The 12583-nt window shown below is 63.9% G+C and carries 14 protein-coding genes; 8 read left to right on the top strand and 6 right to left on the bottom strand.

Features of this window, described 5'->3' with window-relative positions; translation table 11 throughout:
• Window positions 1-65: 65 nt before the first annotated feature.
• Window positions 66-1025: an NAD(P)H-dependent flavin oxidoreductase gene (locus WC704_RS14545; protein ID WP_372891088.1), complete on the top strand. Its 960-nt coding sequence runs from the start codon at window positions 66-68 to the stop codon at window positions 1023-1025.
• Window positions 1026-1055: 30 nt separating this feature from the next.
• Here WC704_RS14545 and WC704_RS14540 read toward each other — a convergent pair whose 3' ends face one another.
• Both WC704_RS14540 and WC704_RS14535 read right to left on the bottom strand, forming a co-directional pair.
• A complete protein-coding gene (locus WC704_RS14540) occupies window positions 1056-1520 on the bottom strand; it encodes a DUF1465 family protein (RefSeq protein ID WP_372891086.1) in 465 nt (154 codons plus the stop codon).
• 93 nt (window positions 1521-1613) lie between these two features.
• Window positions 1614-1811 (bottom strand): YdcH family protein, encoded by a 198-nt coding sequence (locus WC704_RS14535; RefSeq protein ID WP_372891084.1) that lies wholly within the window; start codon window positions 1809-1811, stop codon window positions 1614-1616.
• Between the two features lie 177 nt (window positions 1812-1988).
• Here WC704_RS14535 and WC704_RS14530 point away from each other — a divergent pair, with 177 nt between their 5' ends.
• Entirely contained in the window at window positions 1989-2144 is a 156-nt protein-coding gene (locus tag WC704_RS14530; RefSeq protein ID WP_372891082.1) for a YdcH family protein, read from the top strand.
• Window positions 2145-2206: 62 nt separating this feature from the next.
• On the opposite strand, the gene WC704_RS14525 is transcribed toward WC704_RS14530, so the two are convergent.
• From WC704_RS14525 to WC704_RS14515, 3 genes are all read right to left on the bottom strand, one after another.
• Window positions 2207-2587 carry a PilZ domain-containing protein gene (locus WC704_RS14525; protein WP_372891080.1) on the bottom strand — a complete coding sequence of 127 codons (381 nt, stop codon included), beginning with the start codon at window positions 2585-2587 and terminating at the stop codon, window positions 2207-2209.
• An 82-nt stretch (window positions 2588-2669) separates the two neighbouring features.
• Complete coding sequence (gene dksA / locus WC704_RS14520) at window positions 2670-3134, bottom strand: RNA polymerase-binding protein DksA (protein ID WP_010402820.1); 465 nt, start codon at window positions 3132-3134, stop codon at window positions 2670-2672.
• Window positions 3135-3832: 698 nt separating this feature from the next.
• A complete protein-coding gene (locus tag WC704_RS14515; RefSeq protein WP_372891077.1) occupies window positions 3833-4648 on the bottom strand; it encodes a hypothetical protein in 816 nt (271 codons plus the stop codon).
• Window positions 4649-4970: 322 nt separating this feature from the next.
• Here WC704_RS14515 and serS point away from each other — a divergent pair, with 322 nt between their 5' ends.
• From serS to WC704_RS14490, 5 genes are all read left to right on the top strand, one after another.
• Window positions 4971-6251 (top strand): serine--tRNA ligase, encoded by a 1281-nt coding sequence (serS, locus tag WC704_RS14510; protein WP_372891074.1) that lies wholly within the window; start codon window positions 4971-4973, stop codon window positions 6249-6251.
• A gap of 143 nt (window positions 6252-6394) precedes the next feature.
• Window positions 6395-7159, top strand: coding sequence for a 5'/3'-nucleotidase SurE (gene surE / locus WC704_RS14505; protein ID WP_372891072.1), 765 nt, complete (start codon window positions 6395-6397; stop codon window positions 7157-7159).
• Window positions 7160-7169: 10 nt separating this feature from the next.
• On the top strand, window positions 7170-8294 hold the full coding sequence (locus WC704_RS14500; protein ID WP_372891070.1) for a peptidoglycan DD-metalloendopeptidase family protein: 1125 nt from the start codon (window positions 7170-7172) through the stop codon (window positions 8292-8294).
• A 29-nt stretch (window positions 8295-8323) separates the two neighbouring features.
• Window positions 8324-9568 (top strand): tyrosine--tRNA ligase, encoded by a 1245-nt coding sequence (tyrS, locus tag WC704_RS14495; protein ID WP_372891068.1) that lies wholly within the window; start codon window positions 8324-8326, stop codon window positions 9566-9568.
• Between the two features lie 95 nt (window positions 9569-9663).
• A complete protein-coding gene (locus WC704_RS14490; RefSeq protein ID WP_372891066.1) occupies window positions 9664-9984 on the top strand; it encodes a PilZ domain-containing protein in 321 nt (106 codons plus the stop codon).
• Between the two features lie 142 nt (window positions 9985-10126).
• On the opposite strand, the gene recG is transcribed toward WC704_RS14490, so the two are convergent.
• Entirely contained in the window at window positions 10127-12187 is a 2061-nt protein-coding gene (gene recG / locus WC704_RS14485) for an ATP-dependent DNA helicase RecG (protein ID WP_372891064.1), read from the bottom strand.
• Between the two features lie 87 nt (window positions 12188-12274).
• Between recG and WC704_RS14480 the strand changes: the two genes are divergently transcribed.
• Window positions 12275-12541, top strand: a complete 267-nt coding sequence (locus WC704_RS14480; protein WP_372891062.1) for a succinate dehydrogenase assembly factor 2 — start codon at window positions 12275-12277, stop codon at window positions 12539-12541.
• The last annotated feature ends 42 nt before the right edge of the window (window positions 12542-12583 follow it).

Raw genomic sequence — 12583 nt, 5'->3', positions numbered from 1 at the left:
CCTTTCCCCCGTCATGGCAAATCGAGGGTGCTGGACAGGCGTATCGGTTGCGCTATGAAACGGACATGAGCATTCCACCCTTGTTCGACCGCCTGCGGCTTCCCGTCATTGGATCGCCGTTGTTCATCATTTCCGGGCCGGAGCTGGTGATTGCCCAGTGCAAGGCGGGAATTGTCGGGTCCTTCCCGGCGCTCAACGCGCGCCCGCAGGCGCTGCTCGACGAGTGGCTTCATCGTATTACCGAAGAGTTGGCCGCACATAATCGCGACCATCCCGAACGCCCTGCTGCCCCCTTTGCCGTCAACCAGATCGTCCATCGCTCCAATGAGCGGTTGGAGGCCGATCTCGCGACCTGCGCCAAGTGGCAAGTGCCGATCGTCATCACGTCGCTCGGTGCGCGCGAAGACCTTAATACCGCCGTCCATAGCTGGGGCGGCATCACGCTGCATGACGTGATCGACGACCGGTTTGCCCGCAAGGCCATCGAAAAGGGAGCCGATGGTCTGATTGCGGTTGCGGCAGGCGCGGGCGGACATGCCGGGCGGCTGTCGCCGTTCGCGATCACGCAGGAAATTCGCCAGTGGTTCGATGGCCCGCTTGCCTTGTCGGGGTCGATTGCCACCGGCGACGCGATCCTTGCGGCACAAGCGATGGGTGCGGATTTCGCCTATATCGGATCGCCGTTCATCGCGAGCGTCGAAGCCAATGCCGAAGCTGCGTATAAACAGGGTATCGTCGACGGAAGAGCCGCCGACATCGTCTATTCCAACCTGTTCACCGGTGTGCACGGCAATTATCTCCGCGCCTCGATCGTGGCGGCGGGCATGGACCCGGATCATCTCCCAGAGGGTGACCTCAAGACAATGGACTTCGGCACCGGCAATGGCGCCAAACCCAAAGCCTGGAAGGAAATTTGGGGATCGGGCCAGGGGATCGGCGTGATCGATAAGGTCGAGCCCGTCGCGGCGATGGTCGATCGGTTCGAACGTCAATATGTGGCAGCGCGCGAGCGATTGAAGCTGTAGTAGCAGGCTGCGGTTACCCGGCCAACATCGCTAGAACGCCAGAGCGAGGCGGTCCTGCATGGTGCGTGCCGGGCTTTCCATGATCTCAACTTCGTCGGCCTGGATCTGATCGAGTCGGGCGACCCGGCGATGCAGGTCCACACTGGCGGCGATCAGGGTACGCGCCGCCTCAGGCATCGCCGATACGATCGCCGCGTCGCTCATTGGTGCCGGCCCCAAACGTCGCGATTCATCCAACGCCTCGCGCGGGGCCATCTCCCCGGCATCGACCGCGCGTTGGGTCAGCAGCCAGGCAATGACGTGCATCAGCCGCGTCGTGACCTTCAACGATTCGCAACTGAAAGAAACCCGTGCCAGCGGATCGAGCGCTTCGCGGTCGGCGCGCCCGCCTTCGTCGAAATAGCTGCGCGCCTCATCAGCCAGCACCATTGCATCGATATAGAGCGTGTCGATCACACGGCGCTGTATACGCGAATCATAAGCCCGGAATCCCATCCCCACTACCTCGCATAAACAAAGCCTTAACGGTAGCGGCTCAAATCGCGCGTGGATCGCGTGATCCGTCTCAAAACGGGAGCTTCGGCATCGTCAGGCAATAATATCCGGGACAAGCTGGTCCTCGAGCATGGCGATTTCGTCGCGCAACCGAAGCTTGCGCTTTTTGAAGCGTGCCAGTTGAAGCTGATCGAGCGATCCCGAACCGATTAAAGCGCCGATCGCCGAATCGAGATCGCGATGTTCGACGCGTAACACCTCCAGCCGCTTTGCGATCAGGCTATCGTCCATCGTGTCCCCATTCGATGACGACACCTTAGCAAATCATCGCGGCGCAGCACGGATAAAATCGACCCGTCGTACAAATCCGCGCGCACATCGTGCGTCGCTCAAAAGAAGGAGAGACAAACCAAGCGCGGCGTGTTCTATTCACGTCCCCAAGCAGCAAATGAAGGAGGTACGCATCCCATGCAGACCGCGCATCAATCGGCTCTCTCAGCCAAGCATGCAGTCCTCGATCGCCAAATCGCAGCCGAAGCGCAACGCCCCTTGCCCGACGCCGTGGCTTTGGCTGCGCTAAAGAAACAAAAGCTTCGAATCAAGCAGGAATTGGCGCAAATCTAGCGCATGGCGAGCCCGGGTGCCGGACGCCCGGGCTCAGACCGCGAAAACCTGCCGCCGCTATTTCAGCGTAGCGGACGCGGAAAAATGGGCTTCACGAACACGGGTGTTTGCGCCCCCTGCCCGACGCGCTTGCGGGCCAGCATCGGATCAATCTGTCGGTCGAACGCCACGCCGATTCGGCCCGCCGCAGACCAGGCGATTTGACCGGGCACCCAGCCGACGCCGCGCACATCGAATTCGACGCGCAACCCTTGCGCAAGGCCGTCGGGATATTCCGCCATCAGGCCACCGGCAGAGAGATTGCGCACCCGAAGCGGACGCACCGAATTTTGCCCGACGATGCGGAAATCCGCCATCAGGAACAGGCTGTCCCGCGTGTCCTGACGGTTCTGCGCGCCGTCCTCAGTCGAGACGTGGAAAGGGTCTTGTGAATACTGGTCCATTGCCTGAGATGTGCCAATCTTGGTTCAGGCCGAGATTAGCCGAGCAATGGTATCCAACATCTTAAGATTAGCGCGGCGTGGATCAATCCTCGCGCGAAATCTTTTCGTGGCGCTCGTGGCGTTCCTGCGCCTCCACCGTCATCGTCGCGATCGGTCGCGCCTCAAGCCGCGCCAGTGAAATCGGCTCCCCGGTCACCTCGCAATAGCCATATTCCCCCTCGTCGATTCGGCGCATGGCCGCTTCGATCTTGGAGATGAGCTTGCGTTGCCGGTCACGCGTACGCAGTTCGATCGACCAATCGGTTTCGCTGGATGCGCGATCGGTCAAATCGGCTTCGCGCAGCGTATCGACCTGCAATTGCGACAGCGTCCCCGCCGCCTCGCGCAGGATCGAATCCTTCCACCCTTGCAGTTTTGCGCGGAAATACGCCTGCTGACGGGGGTTCATGAACTCCTCGTCGGCACTTGGCCGGTAGCCATCGTCACTGCCGACCTGCGGCACCGCGAATTTTTCGGAATCGTCCAATCTATTCAAGACAGTCGCCATCCCACACTCTCCCCCTCCAGGTCACGCGGTGCTTTGCGCACCTCTGGACCAGCCCCGGGTCAATCTACCTGGAGCGGGCCTATAACCATGCCATTGACGCTCCACAAGCAATCCTGACGCACTGACCGCGATGGCCGCCATATCGCGCGAGGTCGGTCGCCTCCGGCCTGCATGGCTCCGTCTGGCAATCACAAGAAACCGCTTCAAATTTCCTGCGATCTGGAAATCGCTGGATCACGTCGATCAATAGTTAATGACAAATCTGTCCCACCACAAAACATTAACCATAAGCCCTCCTGTAAAATCGCATATTTACAGGTCGTCGGACTGACAAAGTTGGTTAACGATATTGCACTTAACGCTTTGTTGGGCACTTTGCGGAATAGGAAAAGCATATTTACGTGAGATCGGTCGTGTACGCGATACCGAAATCGTCAACGAGAGAATAGCATCATGTCCGTACGGATGGCCTTGGCGAAACTCTGTGCCTGCGCCTGCGGCGGGGCGATTGTTGGTGGCGGTGCCGTTCACGTGGCCGATGGAGCGCGCGCGCGGAGCACGTATACCCACAAGGTGACCAAGCGAATCGTGCGGCGCACCACCACGGTTGCGGCAGGTGGGGCGCGCATTGGCGGTGCCGGTGCGCGGGTACGCCGCGTTGTTACACAAACCCGCACCACAACTCAGCCGCAAGTCGTCTATTTGACAGCGCAGGGTGCGCCCATCCCCGTAAGCCCGCCCTTTTCCGGGTCGGGCGGATATTCGGGCGGCGGCGGCAGTGGTGGTACAACCGTGATCGGCGGCAGCGGCGGATTCGGCGGCGGAGGGTTCTTCGCGGGTGGATTCTTCGGCGGCGGCGGTGGTGGTGGTGGCAGCATCGTAATCTCGTCGACCTCCACCGGCGGCGGCACGTCGAGCGGCTCTGGCGGTTCGAGCGGCACCGTCATCAACATCTCATCGGGCGGCTCCTCGACAAGTTCCTCGACCAGCGGTGGATCGACGTCGACCGGCGGGTCTTCCTCGTCCACCTCCACCGGTGGGTCCTCGACGTCGAGCGGCAGCGTCTCCAGCACATCCTCCAGTGGTTCGGTCAGCAGCACCTCGTCCTCGGGTGGCTCGGGGGGCTCCTCGTCGAGCACGGGTGGCGCAACCGTGTCGAGCACGTCTTCGACCGGGGGTTCATCCTCAAGTGGCAACGTTTCGTCGGCGTCCGGTGGGTCCGGCGGTTCGAGCGGCAACGTGTCGTCCGCGTCGGGTGGGTCTGGCGGATCAAGCGGCAACGTCTCTTCTGCCTCGGGCGGGTCGAGCGGGAATGTGTCATCGGCCTCAGGCGGTAGCAGCGGCAACGTTTCGTCGGCGTCTTCGTCGTCATCCAGTGGCAACGTGTCCTCGTCATCCAGTGGCAACGTTTCTTCCGCCTCAAGCGGCAACGTCTCTTCGGCATCGAGCGGCAACGTCTCCTCGTCGTCCAGCGGCAACGTTTCCTCCGCCAGTTCGTCCAACGGTTCGAGCACCAGCACATCGTCTGCCAGCTCGAGCAGCTATGGGTCCAGCAGTCAGGGCTGGAGCTCCAATGGTGGCTGGAGTTCAAACGGCGGAAGCAGCAGCCAGGGCGGAACGAGCAGTGGCAGCACAGGATCGAGTGGCGGCCCCCCGGCTCCGGTTCCAGCACCGCCAATGGTGCTGTTATTCGGGGCGGCGGCAGCGGCGCTGGTGGCGCGCAAGCGCTTCACCAAGCGGGCGGTTACGCCCGCCTGATCGCACTATCCGACCGGCGCGCGCACGGCAGTTCCGGAACGCCTTGCGCGCGTCACGCGGCAACGCCATAGCCCGGTCATGCACGATATTCGCCTGATCCGGGACGATCCCGCCGCCTTCGACGCAAGCCTCGCCCGGCGTGGGCTTGCCCCTGTTGCTGCCGATTTGGTGGCGCTTGATGAGCGTCGTCGCGCGCTGATGACCGAGGCGCAAGTCGCGCAGGCACGGCGCAACGAAGCCTCGAAGGCGATTGGCGCCGCAAAAGCCGCAAAAGACGAGGCGACCGCGGCTGCGTTGATGACCGAGGTCGCCACGCTGAAGGAGCGGCTGCCCGCAATCGAGGCCGAGGAAAAGGCGCTTGGCGAATCGTTGAACGCGCAGTTGGCGGCAATTCCCAATCTGCCGCTCGCCGATGTGCCCGCAGGCGCCGATGAGGCCGGAAATGTGCTGGTGGCAAGCCACGGGACGCCCGGCACTTTCCCCTTCACCCCGCGTGAGCATGACGCGATCGGCCCCGCGCTCGGGCTCGATTTCGAAACCGGCGCGGCGATGTCGGGCGCGCGCTTCACGCTGGTGCGGGGTGCGGCAGCACGGCTGCACCGCGCGCTCGGGCAGTTCATGCTCGATACGCTGTCGGGCGAACATGGCTATGAGCAGGTCGTGCCCCCGCTGCTGGTACGCGACGAGGCGGTGTTCGGCACCGGGCAGCTCCCCAAATTCGCCGAGGATCTGTTCAAGACCACCGATGGCCGCTGGCTGATCCCGACCGCCGAAGTCAGCCTGACCAATATCGTGCGCGAACAGATTTTGAGCGAGGCCGAACTGCCGCTGCGCTTCGCAGCGCTCACCCCCTGCTTCCGCTCCGAAGCGGGCGCGGCGGGCCGCGACACGCGCGGCTTCATCCGCCAGCATCAGTTCGAAAAGGTCGAGATGGTCTCAATCGTTACGCCTGACGCCTCGGAGGCCGAGCATGAGCGGATGACGGCGTGTGCCGAAGGCTTGCTCAACGCGCTTGGCTTGCCGTTCCGCCGCATGAAATTGTGTACCGGCGACATGGGCTTCACCGCGGCGCGCACCTACGATCTTGAAGTGTGGCTGCCCGGACAAGGCCAGTATCGCGAAATTTCGAGCTGCTCGACCTGCACCGATTTCCAGGCGCGCCGCATGAACGCGCGCTATCGGCCAGAGGGCGAGAAAGCGACTCGCTTTGTCCACACGCTCAACGGTTCGGGCCTCGCGGTTGGGCGGACGCTGGTCGCGGTGCTCGAAAACTATCAGCAGGAGGATGGCGCGGTGGCGATTCCCGAAGTGCTCCAGCCGTACCTCAAGGGGCTCAACCGGCTGGAACCGGCACGCTGATCTCTCCCGTTCGCGCTGAAGCTGTCGAAGGGCTGCCCGCTTCTCGCGCCCGGCTCGCAAGGGAAAGCGGCGCTTCGACAGGCTCAGCGCGAACGGGTTTGGCGGAACGCTCCAGCAAGAGCCTGCGGGCAAAGGACTGAACGATGCGCATCCTGCTGACCAATGACGATGGCTATCACGCCCCCGGGCTCAAAATTCTGGAGGCGATCGCGGCCCGTTTCTCCGACGATGTGTGGATCGTTGCACCGGCGGACGAACAGTCGGGCGCGGGCCATTCGTTGACGCTCACCCGTCCGCTTCGCGTGCGCCAGCATGGCGAAAAGCGCTTTGCCGTGGCGGGCACGCCGACCGATGCCGTGATGATGGCGCTGGCGCGAATCATGCGCGATGCCAAGCCCGACCTGATCCTGTCCGGGGTCAATCGCGGGGCCAATCTCGCCGAGGACGTAACCTATTCGGGCACGGTTTCCGCCGCGATGGAGGGCGCATTGGCGGGCGTGCGTTCGATCGCGCTGAGCCAGGTCCATGATCGCGAGGGGCTCGGTGACGCAGCGCCGTTCGAAGCCGCCACTGCTTGGGGCGAACGCGTGCTCCGCCCGCTGATCGATGCGCCATTGGAGCCGCGCAGCCTGGTCAATATCAATTTTCCGACAGGCCCCGCCAATGCCGTGAAGGGAATCAAGATCGTCCAGCAGGGGCTTCGCGATTACGGGCGACTGCAGATCGTCACCAACCGCGATCCGCGCGGGTATGACTATCATTGGTTTGCGCTCGGTCCGACGGTGGAAACACCCGCCCATGCGACCGACCTTGAAGCAGTGGCCGACGGTTTTGTTGCGGTAACGCCGCTGCATCTCGACCTGACACATCGGCCATCGCTTGCTATGCTGGGGTCGTTGTACGAGTAGGGGGTAGAGTATGGGGCATCGCGGCAAGACGCTTGGCATCGCCATGCTGGTCCTTGGAACCCTCACCGCCTGCATTCCCAATCCCGATCGGCCACAACGCGGCTATGACGCGCCATCATCGTATCAGCCGCGCGACGATCAGCGGCCCTACGAGCCGCAAGGCGGGGAGCGCCTCGACCGCGAGCAGGATCGATACGAACCGCAGCGGATCGACGCAGGCGTTTCCGCCCTCCCCGCTCCGCCGCCAGCCTGGCAAGCGCGACCGGTAACCCCCGACGCTGAAACTATTGTGGCGACAAGCTATATCGTCCAGCCCGGCGATACGTTGCGCGCTGTCGGGGATCGCACCGGTGCGGGTTCGGAAGCGATCGCGCGTGCGAACGGCCTGGCCGCGCCGTTCGTGATCCGGCCCGGGCAACGGCTCGATATTCCCGGTGGTCGTTATCACCTGGTCCGCGCCGGGCAGACCGGGATTGCGATTGCGCGTGCCTATGGCGTCGATTGGTCGCGGATTGTCGCCGCGAACGAGTTGAACGCCCCCTACACGCTGCGAGTAGGGATGCGAATCGCCATCCCCGGCACGGCAAACGGCAGCACCGCCGCCGAACGCGCGGCGGCCTTTCGCCTCGATATCGACGATATCGTCACCGGCAGCGAACCCGCTTTGGCGGCGAACGACCGACCGGTACGCCCTTCTCCTTCGTCGCGGCGCGTATTGGCCCCGACCCAGGCAATCGCCGAGCCTACGCGGTTGATCGGTGGCTTCGCTTGGCCGGTGCGGGGGCGCATCGTCGCCCATTTCGGGCCTGGTGCGTCGGGCGAGAAATATAACGGCATCAAGATCGCCGTGCCCGTCGGCACGCCGATTCTCGCCGCGGCAGATGGCGTGGTCGCTTATGCCGGCAGCGGTATCCCGACGCTCGGCGGGCTGGTCATCGTGAAGCACGGCGATAGCTGGACGACGGTGTACGGCCATGCCAGCCAATTGCTGGTTCAGCGCGGCCAATCGGTGCGGCGCGGGCAAACGATCGCGCTGTCGGGCGATTCGGGGCTGGCCGACCGACCCGAACTGCATTTCGAGATGCGCAAGGGCCGCACCCCGGTCGATCCACAACGGCAATTGCCGGGGATTTAATTCGGGGAAAAATCGGCTATTCGCCCGGCATGACCGAGCACACATCCGCCCTTCTCCGCCTGCTGTCCGAGCGTGGCTATATCCACCAGATGACCGATGCCGCCGCGCTCGATGTTTTGGCGAACAAGCAAACCGTACCCGGCTATATCGGCTTCGATCCGACCGCGCCGTCGCTGCACGTTGGCAGCCTTGTCCAGATCATGCTGCTGCGCCGCCTCCAGCAAAGCGGGCACAAGCCGATCGTGTTGATGGGTGGCGGCACCGGCAAGATCGGCGATCCGAGCTTCAAGGACGAAGCGCGCAAGCTGCTCGACCATGATGGTATCGCCACCAATGTGGCCTCGATCCGGCGCATTTTCGAGCGCTTTCTGGTGTTCGGCGACGGGCCGACCGACGCGATCATGCTTGATAACGCCGAATGGCTCGACAAGCTGGAGTATATCCCCTTCCTGCGCGATGTCGGGCAGCACTTCTCGGTCAACCGGATGCTCAGCTTTGATTCGGTCAAGCTGCGGCTCGACCGCGAGCAGTCGCTGTCCTTCCTCGAATTCAACTACATGATCCTCCAAGCCTATGATTTCCTGGAACTGTCGCGCCGCGCCGACTGCCGCCTGCAAATGGGCGGATCGGACCAATGGGGCAATATCGTCAACGGCATCGAACTGTCGCGCCGCATGGACGGGACCGAGGTCTACGGCATCACCACGCCGCTCATCACCACCGCCGATGGCGGAAAGATGGGCAAGACGATGTCGGGCGCGGTGTGGCTGCACGAGGATCAACTGTCGCATTACGATTACTGGCAATTCTGGCGTAACACTGATGACCGCGATGTCGGGCGCTTCCTGCGGTTGTTCACCGATCTTCCGCTCGACGAAATCGCGCGCCTGGAAGCGTTGGAAGGTGCCGATATCAACGCCGCCAAGATCGTGCTCGCCAATGCGGCAACCGCGATGTGCCGTGGTGAAACAGCCGCTGCCGAAGCCGCCGAAACCGCGCGCCGCACCTTTGAGGAAGGTGGCGCGGGCGGGGCGCTGCCGACCTTCGCGGTGTCGGGTGCGATCGGCATCGTCGATGCGCTGATTGGCCTCGGCTTCGCGAGTTCGAAGGGTGAGGCCAAGCGGCTCATCAAGGGCGGCGGTGCGCGCGTCGGCGCGGACAAGGTCAGCGACGAGATGCTGATGATCGCGGTTGGCGACGAGTCGGTCCGCATCGCGGCGGGCAAAAAGCATCACGGCCTGCTGGTGCGCGCCCAAACGCCAGAGAACCTTTGAAAAATATAACGGTTAGCGCAAGTTAAGCTGCTTCGTTGCGACCTGTTTTACATTCGCCGCCGTACCTTCGCCACACCCATTAGAGGGGTTTGGCAATGGCGAAGGCACTGGCAGGACAGTTCGCGGACAAACGCGCGCTGGCCCGCGATGAGGTACATTATCGCGCCCGGGCTTATGGTCCGGACGCACAGCAAGTGTCGTTGCTGATCGTGAATTTGTCGGCGCTTGGCCTGATGGCACGCGCCGAAATTCCCTATGGCGCGGGCGAGCGCTTGCGCGTTGCGTTGCCGGTGGTGGGCGTGGTCGTCGCGGAAATCCGCTGGTCGCTCGGCGGGCGGATCGGGTGCGAGCTGGAGCAACCGATCGACCTCGCGGATTATTATGAGGTGCTGGCGGTGATGGTGCGCGGCAAATAGCTAAACCCGTTCGCCCTGAGCCAGTCGAAGGGCCCTGGCCCTCCCGCGTGGCACCGCTCGCCTGTCGGGAGCGGGGCTTCGACAGGCTCAGCCCGATCGGAATTTGGGTGGCCCGGTTAAGAACAGTCGATTCTAGCGCAGTTCAACCCGATCGCAGCAACGCGACGCCCGCGTCGCGCTCGAATAAATAGAGCGCCGTTCGCGCCGCCTGCCCGCGCGCGCCGTCGAGGCCGCCGTCGCGGTCGATCAGCAGCCGCGCATCGTCGGTGGCGATCGGCAACAGCGAGGTCAGCATCTCCGGTGTCGCCAGCCTGAACCCCGCCTCGCCCGATTGCCTGGTGCCAAGCAATTCGCCCGCACCACGCAACCGCAAATCCTCTTCGGCAATGCGGAAGCCATCATTGGTCTCGCGCATCAACGCCAGGCGCGCGCGCGACGTTTCGCTCAGCGCCCCGCCGCGGATCAACAGGCAGTTCGACCTGCCAGAGCCGCGCCCAACGCGCCCGCGCAACTGGTGCAATTGCGCCAATCCAAAACGATCGGCATGTTCGATCACGATCAGCGTCGCATTGGGCACATCGACCCCGACCTCGATCACCGTCGTCGCCACCAGCACGCCCAACTGCCCGCTGGCAAAGGCGGCCATCGCCGCATCCTTTTCGGCGGGCTTCATCTTGCCATGCACCAGCCCGACACGATCGCCAAAGCGCGCGCGCAACGTCTCGGCGCGCGCTTCCGCCGCCGCGAGATCGCTCTTCTCGCTCTCCTCGACCAACGGGCACACCCAATAGGCCTGGCCGTCATCGGACAGGTGCCGCCCGAGCGCATCGACGACATCGCCCAGCCGGTCCTCCGAAATCACGCGCGTTTCGATTGGCTGGCGCCCGGGGGGCATTTCGTCGAGCTGGCTGACGTCCATTTCGCCATAATTGGCGAGCGTCAGCGTGCGCGGGATCGGCGTCGCGGTCATCGCCAGCAAATGCGGTGCTGCCTTGGCCTTGGCCTGCAACATCATGCGCTGGGCGACGCCAAAGCGGTGCTGCTCATCGACCACCATCAGCCCGAGATCCTTATAGGACACCGCTTCCTGGAAGATCGCGTGCGTGCCGATCAGGATGTCGATCGTCCCCGCCGCCAGCCCCATCAGCGTCGCCTCGCGTACGCGGCCCTTGTCGCGCCCGGTCAACACCGCAACCTCGACCGGCAAGCCCGCCAGCATCCGCCGCAGCGACTCATAATGCTGCCGCGCCAGGATCTCGGTCGGCGCGAGCAACGCCGCCTGCGCGCCCGCTTCCACCGCCGTCAGCATCGCCAGCGTCGCCACCAGCGTCTTGCCCGCGCCGACATCGCCTTGCAGCAGCCGCAGCATCGGTTGCGCCTGCGCCAGATCGCCCTCGATCTCGCGCACCGTGCGCGCCTGCGCGCCGGTCAGCGCATAGGGTAAGCGCAACGCCTCGCGCAGCTTGCCCGTTCCGACCAGCGCCCGCCCGCGCCTGGCGCGCGACGATTGGCGCACCAGCATCAGCGCAAGCTGGTTGGCGAAGATTTCGTCATAGGCCAGACGCGTACGCGCAACGGTGTCGGACGGGTCGGAATGCACCCGCGCCAGCGCAGCACGCCAGCCGGGCCAGTCATGTTTGGCGAGCAAACCCGGCTCGATCCATTCAGGCAAATCGGGCGCGCGCTCGATCGCCTGCGCCGCCAAATGCCCCATCCGCTTGGAGGTGATCCCCTCCGACAGCGGATAGATCGCCTCGCGCTCGGGCGTGTCCTCGGCTTCTTCCAGTGGCAGCACATAGTCGGGATGCACGATCTGCAATTCCTGGCCATAGTGCTCAAGCCGCCCGGAAACTCGCCGGGGCTCGCCGATTGGTGCCAGTTTCTTGGCCCAGCCCGAATGGCCGCCAAAATAGACGAGGCTCACAGAATTGCCGCGCGCATCGGTCGCCTGCACCCGCGTCGGCCCGCGTCCGGCGCTCGAGCGATAGGATTGTGCGGTCAGCGTGATCGCGATCGTGCGCCCGGCATCGGCCATGTCGAGCTCGTCGCGCGCCAGCCGATCGACCCAGCCGGTTGGCAAATGAAAGGCGACATCGACCACGCGCGACAGCCCGAGCCGGTCGAGCGGCTTGGCCAGGCCCGGGCCAATGCCCTTCAGCGCCGTGACTTCGGCGAACAATGGATTGAGGATATCGGGCCGCATGACTATCTGGGGTGCTCTTACCCCTACCCGGCCACCGCCGCCAGCACCTGCTGTCGGCGGGCGTCGGGCAATCTGCGTTGGACGCCCATGAACCGCGAAACCCGCCTCAAACGCCTGCGTTTCCGCAGTTGGCACCGTGGCACCAAGGAAGCCGATTTGCTGATCGGCGGCTTTTTCGACGCGCGCTCGGACGGATGGAACGATGCCGAGATCACGCTGTTCGAGGAATTGCTGGAGGAACAGGATGTTGACATCATGGCCTGGGCAATCGGCACCGAAGCGTGTCCGCCGCGCTATCAGGGCTCGATCGTCGATGCGCTGAAAGCGCTGAACTACGTGCCGATCGCGGAATAGCTGGCGTCACCCCGGCCTTGTGCCGGGGTCCACCCAACCACT

Origin of the sequence: Sphingomonas sp. (genome assembly GCF_041661885.1) — a bacterium.
GTDB lineage: Bacteria > Pseudomonadota > Alphaproteobacteria > Sphingomonadales > Sphingomonadaceae > Sphingomonas.
This window is presented reverse-complemented; position numbering and strand designations above follow the sequence as displayed.